The organism is Pandoraea nosoerga (assembly GCF_902459585.1).
In the GTDB taxonomy this organism is placed as follows: domain Bacteria; phylum Pseudomonadota; class Gammaproteobacteria; order Burkholderiales; family Burkholderiaceae; genus Pandoraea; species Pandoraea nosoerga.
Window position 1 is genome coordinate 271,177 of the sequence record NZ_CABPSC010000004.1, and the last position, 18,581, is coordinate 289,757.

Consider the following 18,581-nt stretch of genomic DNA (forward strand, 5'->3'; position numbering starts at 1 on the left):
CCTCAGAAGTCGAACGCAAGGTTGGCGGGCGCCGAGAGTCGCGTGCGGCGCGTCGCGGTGGTTGTCGCGGCATGTGCCGAGGGCAGGGCGGCGCCTTCGAGCGAGAGCAGCGCGAGCTTGCGCTCCACACCGCTTGCATAGCCCGTAAGCGTGCCGTCGGCGCCGATCACGCGGTGGCACGGCACGATGATCGTTATCGGATTGCGCCCGTTGGCGGCGCCCACGGCACGCGACTTGTTGACGTCGCCCAGCGCGTGCGCGAGATCGCCGTAGCTGCGCGTCTCGCCGAACGGAATGCGCAGCAGCTCGGCCCACACCAGCTTCTGGAACGGCGTGCCTTGCGGGGACAGCGGCAGGTCGAAGACGCGTCGCCCCTCGTGGAAGTACTCGTCGAGCTGCTGGCGGGTGCGTTTGAGCACCTCGAGCTCATCGCCGTCACGGCGCACGTCGTTCTCGCGCGGGAAGTACTTTTGATGCGAGAAATACACGCCGGTGAGAGCGTCGCCGTCGGCGACGAGCAGCATCTCGCCGAGCGGACTGCCGTAATACGTTTCGTAACGCGTCATGCACACGCCTCCTGCAAAGTCCCGACCGGCTGACCCGCCGGTCCCTGAGCCGCCGCACGCCAGATGTGCAGCGCCGCGTAGGCGCGCCACGGCGCCCAGCGCGCGGTGCGTGCGGCCACCGCGCGGCCGTCGGGCGCTCCCAGCGCCTGACGCAGCACCAGATCGTCGGCGGGCATCGCGTCGGGCGAACCGAGGGCGCGCATGGCGATGTACTGGGCCGTCCAGGGGCCGACGCCCTTGATCGACAGCAGCGTGGCGACGCTCGCTTCCAGCGGCGCGAGCGGATCCAGACGCAGCCGTGCGTCGACGATCGCCTGCGCCACGCCGTGAATGGCCGCGACACGACTGCGGATGATACCGGCTTCACCCAGTGCTTCGGCGGGAACGGCGAGCAGTTGCGCCGCGCTCGGGAAGGCGTGCGTGAGTCCGTGCACGGGCGTGGGGAGCGGCGTGCCGAACTGCCGGGCAAGGCGGCCGAGCAGACGCCGGGCGCCCTTGAGCGTGATCTGCTGGCCGACGATGGCGCGCACGGCAATCTCGAAGCCGTCCACCGCGCCGGGCACGCGAAGCCCCGGCGTGTTTCGCGCGAGCGAGCCGAGATGCGCGTCGATGATGTCGGGGCGTGCGCCCAGGTCGAACAGGTGACGAAGCTTGCCCAGGACTTGCGGCACGCTGCTGGCCAGCGCCGGGGGTAGCGTCACCTGCAGCGCGTGCCGCTCGGGCAGCGGCGCGACGCGGCACCAGCCGGAGATCGTCTGCCCGTCCGGACGGTCGATGTTGAGCGTGCGCGTGTAGACGTCGCCGTCACGCAGTTCGACGCCGTCGATAGCGCGGTCCCCCAGGAAATCGAGCAGCGCGTGCCACGCGAACGGCGGGCGATAGGCGAGCTGGAAGACGAGGTCGCCGTCGGGCAGCGCGGCGTGGCGCGCATTCAGACGGAGGCGTCCGGGCGCGAAGCCGTAGCGGTCCTTGAACAGACTGTTGAAGCGGCGAACGCTGCCGAAGCCCGCCGCGAGCGCGACCTCCGTCACGGGCAGGGCCGTGTCGGTAAGCAGGCGCTTGGCGAGCAACAGGCGCTGCGTCTGGGCGTATTCGATCGGCGAGACACCGAATTCGTCCGCGAAGATCCGGCGCAGGTGACGCTCCGTGATGCCGATGCGCGCGGCAAGCGCGGGCAGCCCGGCGCGATTGAGAAAGCCCTCGTCGATCATGGCGGCCGCCGCGTCGGCGAGTTCGCGCGTGGCGTCGATGCGCGCGGCGCCTGGCGCGAGTTCGGGACGGCATTTCAGACATGGCCGGAAGCCGGCCTTTTCCGCGCCGGCGGCGCTGCCGTAGAACGAGCAGTTCTCAAAGCGCGGCGTGCGCACGTTGCACACCGGCCGGCAGTAAATGCCGGTGGAGGAGACGCCGACGAAAAACCAGCCGTCGAAGCGCCGGTCGCGGGCGCAGACCGCCTTGTAGCAGACTTCGGGGTCGAGGGTCATGGAAGGGGGCCCGGCAGTGCGGGGGCGGGCGAAGAAAACATGGCCTCACTCTACGCGTGCGTTTCGCGAGACGCTAGTCATTTTCGGACATGACAGGCGTGGCGCCATTGAATCGGGAGATAACGAGCCCCGCCAGAGGCCGGAGACGACAAGACCCGGCGCGCGGCCGGGTCTTGTCGGTAGTTGCCGGGCGGCGGATTCGCGCCGCCCGGCAACCGTTGCGATTGCGCGAAATTGCCGCTCAGGCAGCCGCGAGCAACTGGCGCAGCACGAACGGCAGAATGCCGCCGTGCTTGTAGTAATCCACTTCGATCGGCGTATCGATACGCAGCAGCACCTGCACCTTCTGCGTTTCGCCGTTCTTGCGATGGATCACCAGCGTGACGTCCTGTTGCGGCTTGATGTCGGCCGTCAGCCCTTCGATGTCGAACGTCTCGTCGCCGGTAATGCCCAGCGACTGCACGCTGTCCGAGCCCTTGAACTGCAGCGGCAGAACGCCCATGCCGACGAGGTTCGAGCGGTGGATGCGCTCGAACGAGCGTGCGATCACGGCCTTCACGCCGAGCAACTGCGTGCCCTTGGCCGCCCAGTCGCGCGACGAGCCGGTGCCATACTCTTCGCCGCCGAACACCACCGTCGGGGTGTTCTCGGCCACATACTTCATGGCCGCGTCGTAGATCGAGAGCTGTTCGCCGCTCGGCTGGTGGATCGTCAGGCCGCCTTCCACGCGCGAGCCGTCCGCCTTCGGCGGGATCATCAGGTTCTTGATGCGCACGTTGGCGAACGTGCCGCGCATCATCACCTCGTGGTTGCCGCGACGCGAACCGTAACTGTTGAAGTCGGCCTTGAGCACACCGTTCTCCAGCAGCCACTTGCCCGCCGGCGACGTTTCCTTGATGGAGCCGGCCGGGCTGATGTGATCGGTCGTGACCGAGTCGCCGAACACACCCAGCGCGCGTGCGCCGTGGATCGGCTTGATGTCGGCGCTCGGCTCCATCGTGAAGCCCTCGAAGAACGGCGGCTCGGCGATGTAGGTCGATGCCGGCCAGTTGTAGACTTCGCCCTTCGAACCCTTGATCTTGGCCCACAGCGGGCTCGGCGCCTTCACCGAGTCGTAGTTGGACTTGAAGACCTTCGCGTTCATCGCGAACTTCATCAGCTTGTGGATTTCGTCGCTGCTCGGCCAGATGTCGCCCAGATAGATGTCCTTGCCGCCGTGACCCTTGCCGACGGGCTCGGTCATCAGGTCGCGCGTGACGTTGCCGGCGATGGCGTAGGCAACCACCAGCGGGGGCGAGGCGAGGAAGTTGGCGCGGATGTTCGGGTGAATGCGCGCTTCGAAGTTGCGGTTGCCCGAGAGCACGGCAGCGGCGACCATGTCGTTCTTCACGATCGTCTCGTTGAGTTCGGCCGTCAGATCGCCGGCGTTACCGATACAGGTCGTGCAGCCGTAGGCCGTCACGCCAAAGCCGAGCTTCTCCAGGTACGGCAGCAGGCCGGCCGCTTCGAGATACTCGGTCACCACACGGCTGCCCGGGGCAAGCGACGTCTTGATGTGCGGCGCGACCGTCAGGCCGGCTTCCACGGCCTTCTTGGCGAGCAGGCCGGCGCCGAGCAGCACGCTCGGGTTCGACGTATTGGTGCACGACGTGATGGCGGCGATCAGCACGTCGCCGTTCTTCACGTCGATGCCGCTGGCGGTCTTGTACGTCGTCTCGAGCTGCGCCTCGGTCTTGTTGAAGCCGTTCTCGGCGACCGGCTTGGTGAACAGGTCCCTGAACGTCGACTTCACGTTGCCGATTTCGATGCGATCCTGCGGACGCTTCGGACCGGCCAGCGACGGCGCGACCGTGCCCAGGTCGAGCTTGAGCGTCTTCGTGTAGTCGATTTCGTCGGTCCCCGGAATGCCGAACATCTTCTGGGCCTTGAAATACGACTCGAAGGCGTTGATTTCCTCCTTGGTGCGGCCCGTGCCCTTGAAGTAGTCGATCGTCTTCTCGTCGACGGGGAAGAAGCCCATCGTGGCGCCGTATTCCGGGGCCATGTTCGCGATGGTCGCGCGGTCCGGCAGCGCCAGGCTCGCCGTGCCTTCGCCGAAGAATTCGACGAACTTGCCGACCACCTTCTCCTTGCGGAGCATCTCCGTGATGGTGAGGACCAGGTCGGTGGCCGTCACGCCTTCGCGCAGGCGACCCGTCAGTTCCACGCCGACGACGTCGGGCGTGAGGAAGTAGACCGGCTGGCCGAGCATGCCGGCTTCGGCTTCGATGCCGCCCACGCCCCAGCCGACCACGCCGATGCCGTTGATCATCGTGGTGTGGCTGTCCGTGCCCACGAGGGTGTCGGGGTAGTACACGTCGTCTTTCCTGTGCACGCCGCGTGCGAGGTACTCCAGGTTCACCTGGTGCACGATGCCGAAGCCCGGCTGCACCACGCCGAACGTGTCGAACGCCTGCATGCCCCACTTCATGAACTGATAGCGCTCGTTGTTGCGCTGGAATTCCAGCTGCATGTTCAGGTCGAGCGCCTTTTTCTCGCGGAAATGATCGATCTGCACCGAGTGGTCGACAACCAGGTCCACCGGCACGAGCGGCTCGATGCGCTTCGGGTTCTTGCCCTGACGCTCGGCAACGTTGCGCATGGCGGCCAGGTCGGCCAGCAGCGGCACGCCGGTGAAGTCCTGCAGCACCACGCGCGCCACGACGAACGGGATTTCGTCGACGCGCTCGGCGTTCGGTTTCCAGTTGGCCAACTGCCTGACGTGCTCTTCGGTGACCTTCTGGCCGTCGCAGTTGCGCAGCACGGACTCGAGCACGATGCGAATCGACACCGGCAAGCGTTCGACGTTCACACCCAGGGCTTTACCCAGTTGGGGCAGCGAGTAGAACTTGCCTTTCTTGTCGCCGAGCTTGAACTCTTTAAGCGTTTTGTGGAGGTTGTGGGCCATGATCTTTCCTTGAGTGATACAGAAAAACGAAGCGGTGGTGATGCGGTTAGCGGGACCGGCATCGCACGGGCGCTTGTGTGGGCGCTCGCTGCGCTGCCGGTCCGTCAGAGGTCCGGCGTATCGGCGTATCGACGTATCGGGTACGGCAAGTCATGCTGAAGCTGCGGCAGGAAAGCGGCTGGCGCATCACGCGAACTGGGTCGGCGCCCACCGGGCATGCACTCAGTTGGTCACCTTGATCAGTTCGTTCGACTGGGTCGGCGCCAGCTTGTTTTGCTCCGACATCGCTTGCGTCATGCACTCGTCTGCCAGACGGCTGCCGCCGTCGCGGTGCGTGAACAGCATCGCCTTGGCCGGGATCACGACGAGGTCCATGCCGCTTGCGGCGTCATAGAAGCGGTCGGCGCCGGTGGTCGTCTGCTGGCGCGGCAGCTTGTAGTTGCGGCCTTCCCAGAACATCGTGAGCACCTGGTCGCGCTTCATGTCGCCCTTGATGTACAGCTTGTTGTTTTCCTTGCAGCTCCACAGCTCCGAGCCTTCGTCCGGCTGCAGCGGGGCGGCGGCCGCGGCCGCCTTCTTCTTTGCCGGCGCCTTCTTCTTCGGGGCGGCCTTCTTCGTGGTCGTCTTGCTGGTCGCGTCAGCGGCAAACGCGGCCGGCACGAGGGCGGCGGAACACAGGGCAACCAGCGCGGTCAGGCAAAGCTTCTTCATAGTGAGTCTCCAAACGGTAGGCGAATAAAAGCGCAGATTATCTTACGAAGTCTGCGTCCTTCGGCGTTACCGTACAAATTTTTTCAATTCGTGCCGGGCATGCGCGGCGGGCGGCGGCGGTAGGGACCGGCGTCGCTGCATCACGGTTTGCGGTGTGGAACGTGGCGGCTCGCCGCAGGGGACCGCGGGCGTTCGCGATGCCGGCGAGCAGGGCTGGTGCGAAGCGGAAGATACCGGGTGAACTGGAGGCAAAACCGGCGAAACCCGCAGAAGAGGCGAAACCGGCAGAAGAGGCGAAACCGGCAACAGAGGCGAAATGCGAGGAGCGGGATGGACCGCACCGGTGAAACGGTTGACCGGACCCCTGGCGAAACGAACGTGGCGTGATCCCGGCAGACAGGGATCGCTGCGGTGCGCGGCGGGCGGCGGGGCAGCGCGGCATTCGCTTGGCCAGGAATGCGTCAGGCGCGACGTAGGGCATGGCAAGCGCAAGTGCGAGTGTCATAGCGCGATCGACGGCGCGGAGTTCCGCGCAATATTTCGTCACTCTCTTCGTCACTGTGGCTCCGACTCTGCAGGAAAAACGCCTGAGCGGGGCAGGGGTGCGCCGGCACCGGGGGTAAGCCGCCGGCGCGGTTCCGGCCCGTTGCAACGCTTTTGGCGTCGCGCAGGGCCGAAATCCCCGGGGATCAGCCCAGCAGGTGGGCCACGCCGGCGCGCTCTTCTTCGAGCTCGTTGAGCGTGATGTTCATCTTCTCACGCGAGTAGGCATCGATCTCGAGGCCTTCCACGCGCTTGTACTTGCCGTTCTCGCAGATCACCGGCACGCCGAAGATCACGTCTTCCGGAATGCCATACGAGCCGTCCGACGGGACGCCCATCGTGACCCACTTGCCGTTCGAGCCGAGCACCCAGTCGTGGATGTGGTCGATGGCGGCGTTGGCGGCCGAAGCGGCCGACGAAAGGCCGCGGGCTTCGATGATCGCGGCGCCGCGCTTGCCGACGGTCGGCAGGAACACATCGTTGTTCCAGGCGTCGTCGTTGATCATGGCCTTCACGCTCTGGCCGTCGATCGTCGCGAAGCGGTAGTCGGCGTACATCGTGGGCGAGTGGTTGCCCCACACGGCCAGCTTTTCGATGCTCGAAACCGGCTTGCCGGTCTTGGCGGCGATCTGCGACAGGGCGCGGTTGTGGTCCAGGCGCAGCATCGCGGTGAAGTTCTCCTTCGGGAGGTTCGGTGCCGACTTCATGGCGATGTAGGCGTTCGTGTTGGCCGGGTTGCCGACCACGAGCACCTTCACGTCGCGCTTGGCGACTTCGTCCAGAGCCTTGCCCTGCACCGTGAAGATCGCGCCATTGGCTTCGAGCAGGTCCTTGCGCTCCATGCCCTTCGAGCGCGGACGGGCGCCGACCAGCAGAGCGACGTCGGCGTCCTTGAAGGCGACCTTCGGGTCGTCGGTCACGACCACGCCGGCGAGCAGCGGGAACGCGCAGTCTTCCAGCTCCATCACCACGCCCTTGACGGCGGCCTGAGCTTGCGGGAGGTCGAGCAGTTGCAGGATGACGGGCTGATCCTTGCCGAGCATGTCGCCATTGGCGATGCGAAACAGCAGGGAGTAGCCGATTTGGCCAGCGGCGCCGGTGACGGCGACACGCATTGCGGGTTTTGCCATGAGAATCTCTCCAGACGTGTACAAATTCCTGCGAAGCTCAGGATAAGCTCGCCGTCCGGGTGGCATTTTTGCCAGGCTGACAGCGCCGCGTCACATGAAGCTTCTAAAATTCCTTGACCTACGGAAGCTTGCGGGCTGCGGGTAGGCCGCCATCGACGAGTGCGAAGCACCGGACTCTCTTATAAGATAGCCGTGCTGCGGCGGCAGGCCCCTGTTAGCCCGCGTCAGTGTAGGAGTCGCCACAACGAATGTCAACTCTATCTTATGTCTTATATAAGACATAGGATTATTGCTGTTATTCGATGGACGAAGGTCTTGATTTGTGGTCAAATCCTCGCCATGAATGCGAACGTTCGCGACACATCCAACCCTACGCCGCCTGTCGATGCCCAGCAGCGACCGGACAGCGCGCGCGACACCGCACCGGCCGCCGCGGCCGCGCAGGGTGCGGGCGCGGCGGGAGCGTCGCCGACCTTCAGCCCGCTGTACCAGCAGATCAAGGGGCTCATCACGCAGAGCCTGCAAGCCGGCGAATGGAAGCCTGGCGAGATCATCCCCAGTGAAGTCGATCTGGCCTCGCGCTACAAGGTAAGCCAGGGAACGGTGCGCAAAGCCATCGACGAGCTGGCCGCAGAGAATCTGCTCGTGCGCCGTCAGGGGCGCGGCACCTTCGTCGCGACCCATCACGAGGACCGGGTGCAGTTCCGGTTCCTGCGCCTTGCGCCCGATTCGGGCGAACCCCATCACCCGCCCAGCCGCCTGATCGAGTGCCGCCGCATGCGAGCGCCGGCCGAAATCGCGCGTCAGCTCGAGCTGCGCGCGGGCGACGGCGTGATTCTGATTCGCCGCATGATGGATTTCTCGGACCGTCCGACGGTGCTCGACGAAATCTGGCTGCCCGGGGCGCTGTTTCGCGGCCTGACGGCGGAGAAGCTGAATGAATACAAGGGGCCGATGTACGGCCTGTTCGAAGATGAATTCGGCACGCGCATGATCCGCGCCGTGGAAAAAGTCCGCGCCGTGGCCGCGGACGACATGACCGCGGATCTGCTCAAGGTGCCGAAGGGTTTCCCGCTGCTGAGCGTGGAGCGCGTCTCCTTCACTTATGGAGACAAGCCGGTGGAAGTGCGCCGGGGCTGGTACGTCACCACGGAACATCATTACCAGAACGAACTGAGTTGAGAGGGCAGGGCGACTTGCCAGGGGTGAGCCGGTGTCGTGGCCGGCGAGCGCCTGCGAGTCGGAGGCAGTTGGGGCGGCGGCGTGACGTGCGCCGTCAGCAGGATTTTCCGGAGGTTTGGAACCGGCATGGTGCATCGCACTAGAATCGGCGCTAAAATCCGGGGCTGATGTAACTACATGGGGTCTAGCATGGCTGAAGTGGTAAAAAAAGAGCGGCCAGTCTACAGGAATATCGGTATCGGACAGATTGTCACGTACCGTCTCCCGCCGGCTGGTATCGTTTCCATCCTGCACCGTATTAGCGGTGTGATCTTGTTCCTTCTGTTGCCGTTCGCACTTTACCTGTTCGAACAGAGCCTCACGTCGGAACTCAGCTTCGACGTTCTGCGAAGCATCGCCTCCAACTGGTTTGTCAAGCTCGTCATCCTGGCGCTCGCATGGGGCTTCCTGCAGCACTTCTGCGCCGGTCTGCGCCATCTGCGCATGGACTTCAACCACGACGCCGTGAACAAGGAAGCGGGCAAGAACTCCGCGGTGCTCGTGCTGGTCGTGTCGCTGGTGCTGACGCTGGCCGTCGCCCTCAAGCTGTTCGGAGCGTTCTAAATGGCACAGAACAACATCGGTTCGAAGCGCCTCGTCGTCGGCGCCCACTATGGCCTGCGCGACTGGATTGCGCAACGCATGACCGCGGTCATCATGGCCGTGTACACCGTGATCCTTCTCGTGTGGTTCTTCACCGCCAAGGATTTCTCCTACGAAGGCTGGGCCGGCATTTTCTCGCATCAGTGGATGAAGCTGGCCACGTTCGTCACGCTGCTCGCGCTGTTCTATCACGCGTGGGTTGGCGTGCGTGACGTCTGGATGGACTACGTCAAGCCGGTCGGCCTGCGACTGGCGCTGTACGCGCTGACGATCGTCTGGCTGCTGGGTTGTGCTGGCTACGCCGCGCAGATTCTGTGGAGAGTGTAAAGAATGGCTGCAATTAAAAATTCGCTGCCGCGCCGCCGCTTTGACGTTGTCATCGTGGGCGCAGGCGGTTCGGGCATGCGCGCGTCGCTGCAACTGGCCAAGGCCGGTCTGTCGGTGGCCGTGCTGTCCAAGGTGTTCCCCACCCGTTCGCATACCGTGGCCGCGCAGGGCGGCATTGGCGCTTCGCTCGGCAACATGAGCGAGGACAACTGGCATTACCACTTCTACGACACGATCAAGGGCTCCGACTGGCTCGGCGACCAGGACGCGATCGAGTTCATGTGCCGCCAGGCGCCCAACGCCGTCTACGAGCTGGAGCACTTCGGCATGCCGTTCGACCGTAACCCGGACGGCACGATCTATCAGCGCCCGTTCGGCGGCCATACGGCCAACTACGGCGAGAAGCCGGTCCAGCGCGCCTGCGCGGCGGCCGATCGTACCGGTCACGCGCTGCTGCACACGCTGTATCAGCAGAACGTGGCGGCCAAGACCCACTTCTTCGTGGAGTGGATGGCGCTCGATCTGATCCGCAACGAAGAGGGCGATGTCCTCGGCGTGTCGGCGCTGGAACTGGAGACCGGCGAAGTCTATCTGCTCGAAGGCAAGTGCACGCTGTTCGCCACTGGCGGCGCCGGCCGCGTGTACGCCGCATCGACCAACGCGTTCATCAACACCGGTGACGGTCTGGGCATGGCCGCGCGTGCGGGCATTCCGCTCGAGGACATGGAATTCTGGCAATTCCACCCGACCGGCGTGGCCGGCGCGGGCGTGCTGATCACCGAAGGTGTGCGCGGCGAGGGCGGCATTCTGCGCAACTCGAACGGCGAGCGTTTCATGGAGCGCTACGCCCCGACGCTCAAGGATCTGGCGCCGCGTGACTTCGTGTCGCGCTCGATGGACCAGGAAATCAAGGAAGGCCGGGGCTGCGGCCCGAACGGCGACTACGTGCTGCTCGACCTCTCGCACATCGGTGCCGAGACGATCATGAAGCGCCTGCCGTCGATTCGCGAAATCGCACTGAAGTTCGCCAACGTCGACGCGATCAAGGAGCCGATTCCGGTCGTGCCGACCATCCATTACCAGATGGGCGGTATTCCAACGAACTACCACGGCCAGGTCGTCGTCGAGAAGAACGGTGCGTCGACGCCGGTCAACGGTTTCTATGCCGTGGGCGAATGCTCGTGCGTGTCGGTCCACGGCGCGAACCGTCTGGGCACGAACTCGCTGCTCGACCTGGTGGTGTTCGGCCGCGCGGCCGGCAACCACATCGTCGACTTCGTGAAGAACCACGGCGAGCACAAGCCGCTGCCGGCCGACGCCGGTGAAAACGCACTGGCGCGCCTGGCTCGCCTGGAAGCGTCGACCTCGGGCGAGTACGCTCAGGATATCGCCAACGACATCCGCAAGACGATGCAGTCGCACGCCGGCGTGTTCCGTACCTCGGAGCTGCTCAAGGAAGGCGTGGAGCAGATCAAGCAAGTGGCCGAGCGCGTGTCGCACGTCCACCTCAAGGACAAGTCGAAGGTATTCAATACGGCGCGCATGGAAGCGCTGGAAGTCGACAACCTGATCGAAGTGGCGAAGGCCACCATGATCGCAGCCGAAGCCCGCAAGGAAAGCCGCGGTGCTCACGCTCATCGCGATTATCCGGAGCGCGACGACGCGAACTGGATGCGCCACTCGCTGTTCTTCAGCGAAGGCAACCGTCTGGAATACAAGCCGGTGCAGATGAAGCCGCTGACCGTCGACTCGGTCCCGCCCAAGGCGCGGACCTTCTAAGGGATTCGCAAGATCATGAAACGCATTTTCGAAATTTATCGCTACGATCCGGACAAGGACGCCGCGCCGTACATGCAGACCTACGAGGTCGAGCTCGACGGTCACGAGCGCATGCTGCTCGACGCCCTGGTCAAGCTCAAGAAGATCGACGAAGGCATCGCTTTTCGCCGCTCGTGCCGCGAAGGCGTGTGCGGCTCGGACGCGATGAACATCAACGGCAAGAACGGTCTGGCCTGCCTGACCAACATGAACGATCTGCCGAACAAGATCGTGCTGCGTCCGCTGCCGGGGCTGCCCGTCATTCGCGATCTGATCGTCGACATGACGCACTTCTTCAACCAGTACCACTCGATCAAGCCGTACCTGATCAACCCCGAGCCGGCGCCTGAGAAGGAGCGTCTGCAGTCGCCCGAGCAGCGTGACGAGCTCGACGGTCTGTACGAGTGTATTCTGTGCGCATCGTGCTCGACCTCGTGCCCGAGCTTCTGGTGGAACCCGGACAAGTTCGTCGGCCCGGCCGGTCTGCTGCAGGCCTATCGCTTCATCGCGGACAGCCGAGACACGGCGACCAACGAGCGTCTGGACAATCTGGAAGACCCGTATCGCCTGTTCCGCTGCCACACGATCATGAACTGCGTGGACGTGTGCCCGAAGGGGCTGAACCCGACGAAGGCCATCGGCAAGATCAAGGAGTTGATGGTGCGTCGCGCCGTCTGACGGAACGATCATGCCGGATAACACTCACCAGTCCGATCCGGTCAAACGTGCCCGCCTGCGCTGGCGGGCACGTCGCGGTTTGCTGGAAAACGACCTCATCCTCGAGCGGTTCTTTGCCCGGTACGAAGCTTCGCTGACCGACGAGGACGTGGGCGCCCTCACGAAACTGCTCGACTTGAGCGACAACGATTTGATGGATCTGCTGCTAGCGCGTAAAGAGCCCGAGGCGGATCTGGACGGGCCGGACGTGCGGCGCCTGCTGGCGCTTTTGCGTGCCGTGTAGGGGTTTAAGTATTTTTTTGAGGAAGCGATATGACTCCGTCTGATGATAAAGCCACCCTATCTTTCTCTGACGGTTCGCCGAGCGTCGAACTGCCGATTTACAAGGGAACGATGGGCCCGGATGTAATTGACATCCGCAAGCTGTACGGCCAGACCGGCAAATTCACGTATGACCCGGGCTTCATGTCGACGGCGTCGTGCAACTCGGCCATCACCTACATCGATGGCGACAAGGGCGAGCTGCTGTACCGCGGCTACCCGATCGAGCAACTGGCGACTCACTGCGACTTCCTCGAAGCCTCGTACCTGCTGCTCAAGGGCGAGCTGCCGAACGCGCAGCAAAAGGACGAGTTCGTGCAAACCGTGACCCGTCACACGATGGTTCACGAGCAGATGAACTTCTTCTTCCGCGGTTTCCGCCGCGACGCGCACCCGATGGCCGTGCTGACCGGCTCGGTCGGTGCCCTGTCGGCGTTCTACCACGACTCGCTGGATATCAATAACCCGAATCACCGCGAAGTTTCGGCGATTCGCCTGATCGCCAAGCTGCCGACGCTCGTCGCCATGGCGTACAAGTACAGCATCGGTCAGCCGTTCGTGTATCCGCGCAACGACCTGTCGTACACCGCGAACTTCATGCGCATGATGTTCGCCAACCCGTGCGAAGAGTACAAGGTCAACGACGTGCTGGTGCGCGCGCTCGACCGTATCCTGATCCTGCACGCCGACCACGAGCAGAACGCGTCGACCTCGACCGTGCGTCTGGCCGGCTCCTCGGGCGCGAACCCGTTCGCGTGTATCGCTGCCGGTATCGCCTGTCTGTGGGGCCCGGCGCACGGCGGTGCGAACGAAGCCGCGCTGAACATGCTCGAGCAGATCGGCTCGCCGGAGAAGATCCCCGAGTTCATCAAGCAGGTGAAGGACAAGAATTCGGGCGTGAAGCTCATGGGCTTCGGCCACCGCGTGTACAAGAACTACGACCCGCGCGCCAAGCTCATGCGCGAGACGTGCTACGAAGTGCTCAACGAACTGGGCCTGCACGACGACCCGCTGTTCAAGCTGGCCATGCAGCTCGAGAAGATCGCCCTGGAAGACGAGTACTTCGTGTCGCGCAAGCTGTACCCGAACGTCGACTTCTACTCGGGCATCGTCCAGCGCGCACTGGGCATCCCGACCTCGATGTTTACCTGCATCTTTGCGCTGGCCCGCACCGTGGGCTGGATCGCGCAGTGGAACGAGATGATCGGCGAGCCGGACCAGAAGATCGGTCGTCCGCGCCAGCTCTTCATCGGCCACACGCCGCGCGACGTCACGCCGATCGAGAAGCGCTAAGCTTCCCGACGCGTCCGGCACGGCCCCCGCTTGCCGTGCCGGCACCGCAACCTTGCCGAAACGGCAAGGCGGTGCGACCCGCAACGAGCCCTCGTTGCGCTATATTCGAAGCCACGGCACGAGCTGCCGTGATTCGCACAAATCCCCGGTTGATCGTGCGCCTACCGCCCGGTTTTCCGGGGATTTCGTATTCCGCCGGCGCGAAAGCGCTATGGCATAATCAAAAGTTCCGGAACGATTTCGGTTCCCAGAACGATATTTAGCCCCGCGTTTTTATCATGGCCAAGACGCTGTATGACAAATTGTGGGATGCACATGTCGTGCATACCGAGGACGATGGCACCACGTTGCTCTACATCGACCGTCACCTGTTGCACGAGGTGACCAGTCCGCAGGCGTTTGAGGGGCTAAAACTCGCGCAGCGTCCGGTCTGGCGTCTGTCGGCCAACCTGGCCGTGTCGGACCACAACGTGCCGACAACGGACCGCACGCAAGGTATTGCCGATCCGGTTTCGCGTCTGCAGGTCGACACCCTGGACAGCAACTGCGACAGCTACGGCATTACCCAATTCAAGATGAACGACGTGCGTCAGGGCATCGTGCACGTGATCGGCCCGGAGCAGGGCGCCACGCTGCCTGGCATGACGGTGGTGTGCGGCGACTCGCACACGTCCACGCATGGCGCGTTCGGCGCGCTCGCGTTCGGCATCGGCACGTCCGAAGTCGAGCACACGCTCGCCACCCAGACGCTGCTCATGAAGAAGAGCAAGAACATGCTCGTGAAGGTCGAGGGCACGTTGCCGCGCGGCTGTTCGGCCAAGGACATCGTGCTCGCCGTCATCGGCAAGATCGGCACGGCCGGCGGCACGGGGTACACGATCGAATTCGCCGGCTCGGCGATCCGCTCGCTCACGATGGAAGGCCGCATGACGGTGTGCAACATGGCGATCGAGGCCGGCGCACGTGCGGGGCTGGTGGCCGTGGACGACACCACGATCAACTACGTGAAGGGCCGCCCCTTCGCGCCGACGGGCGTGGAATTCCAGCAGGCCGAGGCCTACTGGCGCACGTTCCACTCGGACGCCGGCGCGCACTTCGATCACGTCGTGGAAATCGACGCGAGCACGCTGCGCCCGCAGGTCAGCTGGGGCACGTCGCCGGAAATGGTGGTGAGCATCGAGGACCGCGTGCCCGATCCCGAGAAGGAGAAGGACCCGGTCAAGCGCAGCGCCATGGAACGCGCGCTCGAGTACATGGCGCTCGCCCCGGACACGCCGATGTCGAGCATCAACGTCGACAAGGTGTTCATCGGTTCATGCACGAACTCGCGCATCGAGGACATTCGCGCCGCTGCCTACGTAGTGAAGAAGCTGGGCCGCCGCGTGGCGTCGAACGTGCGTCTGGCGATGGTCGTGCCGGGCTCGGGTCTGGTCAAGCAGCAGGCCGAGGAAGAAGGGCTCGACAAGGTGTTCAAGGCTGCCGGTTTCGAGTGGCGCGAGCCTGGCTGCTCGATGTGCCTGGCGATGAACGCCGACCGTCTGGAGCCGGGCGAGCGCTGTGCCTCGACGTCGAACCGCAACTTCGAAGGCCGTCAGGGCGCGGGTGGGCGCACGCATCTGGTGAGCCCCGCGATGGCTGCGGCGGCCGCGATCGAAGGCCACTTCGTCGACGTGCGGCGCCTCGTCTGACGCCGACGCATCGATTTATCCGTCGTTTGACGCTTTCTATAAAAGAGAGAACACCATGAAGAAACTGTGGATGCTGATCGGTGCGGTGCTGGTGCTGGGCGTGGCGGGCTGCAACACGATGGCGGGTCTGGGCAAGGACACGCAGGCGGCAGGCTCCGCGCTCGAGAACGCGGCGAAGAAGTGATGCGACGGTGCGCGGCGCGAGGCGATTCGCGCCGCGCACCCACGAAATTTCCGGCGTCGAAGGCCGTGCCCCAAAGGGGCGGGCCTGCCGCCGAACTGTTTTGATCAGGTGGTTTGTGATGGAAAAATTTACCGTCCATACGGGGTTGGTGGCGCCGCTCGACCGCGAGAACGTCGATACCGATGCGATCATCCCGAAGCAATTCCTGAAGTCGATCAAGCGCACGGGTTTCGGCCCGAACCTGTTCGACGAGTGGCGTTATCTGGACGTGGGCCAGCCGGGCCAGGATTGCAGCACGCGCCCGCTCAACCCGAACTTCGTGCTCAACCAGCCGCGCTACCAGGGCGCGACGATCCTGCTCGCGCGCAAGAACTTCGGGTGCGGCAGCTCGCGCGAGCACGCCCCGTGGGCGCTCCAGCAATACGGTTTCCGTGCCGTCATTGCGCCGAGCTTTGCCGACATCTTCTTCAATAACTGCTACAAGAACGGGCTGCTGCCAATCGCGCTGTCCGAAATGCAGGTTGATCATCTGTTCAACGAGACGGCCGCGTTCAACGGCTATCAGCTGACCATCGACCTCGACAAGCAGGCGGTCATCGCCGCCGACGGCCGCGCCTACGAATTCGACATCGCGCCGTTCCGCAAGTACTGCCTGCTCAACGGCTTCGACGACATCGGCCTGACCCTGCGTCACGCCGACAAGATTCGCGCCTACGAGGCCGAGCGGCTCGCCAAGCAGCCGTGGCTCGCAACGCGCTTGCCGGGCTGAACCCGAGCATCCAAGGAGATCGCATGAAAATCGCAGTGTTGCCGGGTGACGGCATTGGTCCGGAAATCGTGGCGCAAGCCGTCAATGTGCTCAACGCGCTCGACGAGAAATTCGAACTGGAAGAGGCGCCCGTGGGCGGCGCGGGCTACGAGGCCGCGGGCCATCCGCTGCCGGACGCCACGCTCAAGCTCGCCAAGGAGGCCGACGCCATCCTGTTCGGCGCCGTGGGCGACTGGAAGTACGATTCGCTCGAGCGCGCGCTGCGCCCCGAGCAGGCCATCCTGGGGCTGCGCAAGCACCTGCAGCTCTTCGCCAACTTCCGCCCGGCCATCCTGTACAAGGAACTGGCCGATGCTTCGAGCCTGAAGCCGGAGATCGTGGCAGGGCTCGACATCCTGATCATTCGCGAGCTCAACGGCGACATCTACTTCGGCCAGCCCAAGGGCTTTCGTCAGTCGCCGGACGGCGCTTTCGAAGGCGCGCGCGAAGGTTTTGATACCATGCGCTATAGCGTGCCGGAAGTGGAGCGCATCGCCCACGTGGCGTTCCAGGCGGCGGCCAAGCGCGGCAAGCGTTTGTGCTCGGTGGACAAGGCTAATGTGCTCGAGACGTCGCAACTGTGGCGCGACACGATGATCGAGGTCGCGAAGCAGTATCCGGACGTCGAACTCTCGCACATGTACGTCGACAACGCCGCGATGCAGTTGGTCAAGGCGCCGAAGAACTTCGACGTGGTGGTGACTGGCAACATGTTCGGCGATATCCTGTCGGACGAGGCCGCGATGCTCACGGGCTCGATCGGCATGCTGCCGTCGGCGTCGCTGGACGCCAACAACAAGGGGCTGTACGAGCCGTCGCATGGTTCGGCCCCCGACATCGCCGGCAAGGGCGTGGCCAATCCGTTGGCCACGATTCTGTCGGCGGCCATGATGCTGCGCTACACGCTGGGCCGTGCCGAACAGGCCGAGCGCGTGGAGAACGCGGTGAAGAAGGTGCTGGCGCAGGGCTTGCGCACGCCCGACATCTGGCAGGAAGGCGCGACCAAGGTCGGTACGCGCGAAATGGGCGCGGCGGTGGTTGCCGCGCTATAGAGCCGACGGGGCGTCGTGAGACGCCCCCGGCGCAATTGCAACGATAAGAGAGTGGATAAATGAAAACCGTAGGTCTGGTAGGTTGGCGGGGCATGGTCGGTTCGGTCCTGATGCAGCGCATGCAGCAGGAGAACGACTTCGCCTTGATCGAGCCGGTGTTTTTCAGCACCAGCAACGCGGGCGGCAAAGCCCCGTCGATGGCGAAGAACGAAACTTCGCTGAAAGACGCCAATGATGTCAACGAGCTGAAAAAATGCGACATCATCATTACCTGCCAGGGCGGTGACTACACAACCGAGATCTTCCCGAAGCTGCGCGCCGCGGGCTGGAACGGCTACTGGATCGATGCGGCTTCCACGCTGCGCATGAAGGACGATGCCATCATCGTGCTCGATCCGGTCAACCTCGACGTGATCAAGAATTCGCTCGTGAAGGGCACGAAGAACTTCATCGGCGGCAACTGCACGGTAAGCTGCATGCTGATGGGCCTGGGCGGCCTGTTCCAGCATGGCCTGGTGGACTGGCTTACGTCGATGACGTATCAGGCGGCCTCGGGCGGCGGCGCGCAACACATGCGCGAGCTGCTCACGCAGTTCGGCAGCATCAACGCCGAAGTGAAGGCGCTGCTGGACGATCCGCATTCGGCCATTCTCGAAATCGACCGCAAGGTGCTGGCCAAGCAACACGCCCTTACCGCCGAAGAAACGAAGCAGTTCGGCGTGCCGCTCGGCGGCAACCTGATTCCGTGGATCGACAAGGACCTGGGCAATGGCCAGTCGAAGGAAGAATGGAAGGGCGGCGCCGAGACCAACAAGATTCTGGGGCTGGGCGACGGCTTCCCGGGCACGCGCGCGATTCCGGTGGACGGTCTGTGCGTGCGTATCGGCGCCATGCGCTGCCATAGCCAGGCGCTGACCATCAAGCTGACGAAGGACGTGCCGTTAGACGAACTGACCGACATCATCGGCCAGGCCAACGACTGGGTGAAGGTGGTGCCGAACACGCGCGAGGCGTCGATGACCGATTTGACGCCTGCGGCCGTGACCGGCACGATGACGATCCCGGTGGGTCGCCTGCGCAAGATGTCGATGGGTCCGGAGTACCTGTCGGCATTCACGGTGGGTGATCAACTGTTGTGGGGCGCGGCGGAACCGCTGCGTCGCATGCTGCGGATCCTGCTCGACGCTTGAGCGTCGCAGCGCATCGG

General features: G+C 64.1%; 17 protein-coding genes. 12 read left to right on the forward strand and 5 right to left on the reverse strand.

All coding sequences use genetic code 11. The features are described from left to right. Positions 1–2: 2 nt before the first annotated feature. The 5 genes from PNO31109_RS08050 to PNO31109_RS08070 all read right to left on the reverse strand — a co-directional run bounded on the left by PNO31109_RS08050 (position 3) and on the right by PNO31109_RS08070 (position 7,381). Positions 3–566: a methylated-DNA--[protein]-cysteine S-methyltransferase gene (locus PNO31109_RS08050; protein ID WP_150555075.1), complete on the reverse strand. Its 564-nt coding sequence runs from the start codon at positions 564–566 to the stop codon at positions 3–5. Further along, positions 563–2,050 carry a DNA-3-methyladenine glycosylase 2 gene (locus PNO31109_RS08055; protein WP_150555076.1) on the reverse strand — a complete coding sequence of 496 codons (1,488 nt, stop codon included), beginning with the start codon at positions 2,048–2,050 and terminating at the stop codon, positions 563–565. The genes PNO31109_RS08050 and PNO31109_RS08055 overlap by 4 nt, the downstream gene beginning before the upstream one ends. 241 nt (positions 2,051–2,291) lie before the next feature. After that, positions 2,292–4,997 carry an aconitate hydratase AcnA gene (gene acnA / locus PNO31109_RS08060; protein ID WP_150555077.1) on the reverse strand — a complete coding sequence of 902 codons (2,706 nt, stop codon included), beginning with the start codon at positions 4,995–4,997 and terminating at the stop codon, positions 2,292–2,294. A gap of 222 nt (positions 4,998–5,219) precedes the next feature. After that, positions 5,220–5,708, reverse strand: coding sequence for a hypothetical protein (locus PNO31109_RS08065; protein WP_150555078.1), 489 nt, complete (start codon positions 5,706–5,708; stop codon positions 5,220–5,222). 689 nt (positions 5,709–6,397) lie between these two features. Then, a complete protein-coding gene (locus tag PNO31109_RS08070; protein ID WP_150555079.1) occupies positions 6,398–7,381 on the reverse strand; it encodes a malate dehydrogenase in 984 nt (327 codons plus the stop codon). 339 nt (positions 7,382–7,720) lie between these two features. On the opposite strand from PNO31109_RS08070, the gene PNO31109_RS08075 reads away from it, so the two are divergent. From PNO31109_RS08075 to asd, 12 genes are all read left to right on the forward strand, one after another. Further along, positions 7,721–8,563, forward strand: a complete 843-nt coding sequence (locus PNO31109_RS08075) for a GntR family transcriptional regulator (protein WP_150555080.1) — start codon at positions 7,721–7,723, stop codon at positions 8,561–8,563. A gap of 189 nt (positions 8,564–8,752) precedes the next feature. Then, entirely contained in the window at positions 8,753–9,166 is a 414-nt protein-coding gene (sdhC, locus tag PNO31109_RS08080) for a succinate dehydrogenase, cytochrome b556 subunit (protein ID WP_150555081.1), read from the forward strand. Next, positions 9,167–9,532: a succinate dehydrogenase, hydrophobic membrane anchor protein gene (gene sdhD / locus PNO31109_RS08085; protein WP_039410290.1), complete on the forward strand. Its 366-nt coding sequence runs from the start codon at positions 9,167–9,169 to the stop codon at positions 9,530–9,532. 3 nt (positions 9,533–9,535) lie between these two features. After that, positions 9,536–11,311 (forward strand): succinate dehydrogenase flavoprotein subunit, encoded by a 1,776-nt coding sequence (gene sdhA / locus PNO31109_RS08090; RefSeq protein ID WP_150555082.1) that lies wholly within the window; start codon positions 9,536–9,538, stop codon positions 11,309–11,311. Between the two features lie 12 nt (positions 11,312–11,323). After that, complete coding sequence (locus PNO31109_RS08095; RefSeq protein ID WP_039410294.1) at positions 11,324–12,028, forward strand: succinate dehydrogenase iron-sulfur subunit; 705 nt, start codon at positions 11,324–11,326, stop codon at positions 12,026–12,028. 10 nt (positions 12,029–12,038) lie between these two features. Then, positions 12,039–12,311 carry an FAD assembly factor SdhE gene (locus PNO31109_RS08100; RefSeq protein WP_150555083.1) on the forward strand — a complete coding sequence of 91 codons (273 nt, stop codon included), beginning with the start codon at positions 12,039–12,041 and terminating at the stop codon, positions 12,309–12,311. A 29-nt stretch (positions 12,312–12,340) separates the two neighbouring features. Then, positions 12,341–13,642, forward strand: coding sequence for a citrate synthase (gene gltA, locus PNO31109_RS08105; RefSeq protein WP_150555084.1), 1,302 nt, complete (start codon positions 12,341–12,343; stop codon positions 13,640–13,642). A 278-nt stretch (positions 13,643–13,920) separates the two neighbouring features. Then, positions 13,921–15,330 (forward strand): 3-isopropylmalate dehydratase large subunit, encoded by a 1,410-nt coding sequence (gene leuC / locus PNO31109_RS08110; RefSeq protein WP_150555085.1) that lies wholly within the window; start codon positions 13,921–13,923, stop codon positions 15,328–15,330. A gap of 55 nt (positions 15,331–15,385) precedes the next feature. Further along, positions 15,386–15,514: an entericidin A/B family lipoprotein gene (locus tag PNO31109_RS08115; protein WP_010807368.1), complete on the forward strand. Its 129-nt coding sequence runs from the start codon at positions 15,386–15,388 to the stop codon at positions 15,512–15,514. A 118-nt stretch (positions 15,515–15,632) separates the two neighbouring features. Next, a complete protein-coding gene (gene leuD / locus PNO31109_RS08120) occupies positions 15,633–16,283 on the forward strand; it encodes a 3-isopropylmalate dehydratase small subunit (protein WP_150555086.1) in 651 nt (216 codons plus the stop codon). A gap of 23 nt (positions 16,284–16,306) precedes the next feature. Continuing rightward, positions 16,307–17,374 (forward strand): 3-isopropylmalate dehydrogenase, encoded by a 1,068-nt coding sequence (gene leuB / locus PNO31109_RS08125; RefSeq protein ID WP_150555087.1) that lies wholly within the window; start codon positions 16,307–16,309, stop codon positions 17,372–17,374. A gap of 59 nt (positions 17,375–17,433) precedes the next feature. Then, positions 17,434–18,564 carry an aspartate-semialdehyde dehydrogenase gene (gene asd, locus PNO31109_RS08130; protein ID WP_150555088.1) on the forward strand — a complete coding sequence of 377 codons (1,131 nt, stop codon included), beginning with the start codon at positions 17,434–17,436 and terminating at the stop codon, positions 18,562–18,564. Positions 18,565–18,581 lie beyond the last annotated feature (17 nt).

Excerpts from the sequence above, each read along its gene's own strand:
- PNO31109_RS08050 (WP_150555075.1), bottom strand. The coding sequence starts at position 566 with ATGACGCGTTACGAAACGTATTACGGCAGTCCGCTCGGCGAGATGCTG.
- PNO31109_RS08055 (WP_150555076.1), bottom strand. The coding sequence starts at position 2,050 with ATGACCCTCGACCCCGAAGTCTGCTACAAGGCGGTCTGCGCCCGCGAC.
- acnA (WP_150555077.1), bottom strand. The coding sequence starts at position 4,997 with ATGGCCCACAACCTCCACAAAACGCTTAAAGAGTTCAAGCTCGGCGAC.
- PNO31109_RS08065 (WP_150555078.1), bottom strand. The coding sequence starts at position 5,708 with ATGAAGAAGCTTTGCCTGACCGCGCTGGTTGCCCTGTGTTCCGCCGCC.
- PNO31109_RS08070 (WP_150555079.1), bottom strand. The coding sequence starts at position 7,381 with ATGGCAAAACCCGCAATGCGTGTCGCCGTCACCGGCGCCGCTGGCCAA.
- PNO31109_RS08075 (WP_150555080.1), top strand. The coding sequence starts at position 7,721 with ATGAATGCGAACGTTCGCGACACATCCAACCCTACGCCGCCTGTCGAT.
- sdhC (WP_150555081.1), top strand. The coding sequence starts at position 8,753 with ATGGCTGAAGTGGTAAAAAAAGAGCGGCCAGTCTACAGGAATATCGGT.
- sdhD (WP_039410290.1), top strand. The coding sequence starts at position 9,167 with ATGGCACAGAACAACATCGGTTCGAAGCGCCTCGTCGTCGGCGCCCAC.
- sdhA (WP_150555082.1), top strand. The coding sequence starts at position 9,536 with ATGGCTGCAATTAAAAATTCGCTGCCGCGCCGCCGCTTTGACGTTGTC.
- PNO31109_RS08100 (WP_150555083.1), top strand. The coding sequence starts at position 12,039 with ATGCCGGATAACACTCACCAGTCCGATCCGGTCAAACGTGCCCGCCTG.
- gltA (WP_150555084.1), top strand. The coding sequence starts at position 12,341 with ATGACTCCGTCTGATGATAAAGCCACCCTATCTTTCTCTGACGGTTCG.
- leuC (WP_150555085.1), top strand. The coding sequence starts at position 13,921 with ATGGCCAAGACGCTGTATGACAAATTGTGGGATGCACATGTCGTGCAT.
- PNO31109_RS08115 (WP_010807368.1), top strand. The coding sequence starts at position 15,386 with ATGAAGAAACTGTGGATGCTGATCGGTGCGGTGCTGGTGCTGGGCGTG.
- leuD (WP_150555086.1), top strand. The coding sequence starts at position 15,633 with ATGGAAAAATTTACCGTCCATACGGGGTTGGTGGCGCCGCTCGACCGC.
- leuB (WP_150555087.1), top strand. The coding sequence starts at position 16,307 with ATGAAAATCGCAGTGTTGCCGGGTGACGGCATTGGTCCGGAAATCGTG.
- asd (WP_150555088.1), top strand. The coding sequence starts at position 17,434 with ATGAAAACCGTAGGTCTGGTAGGTTGGCGGGGCATGGTCGGTTCGGTC.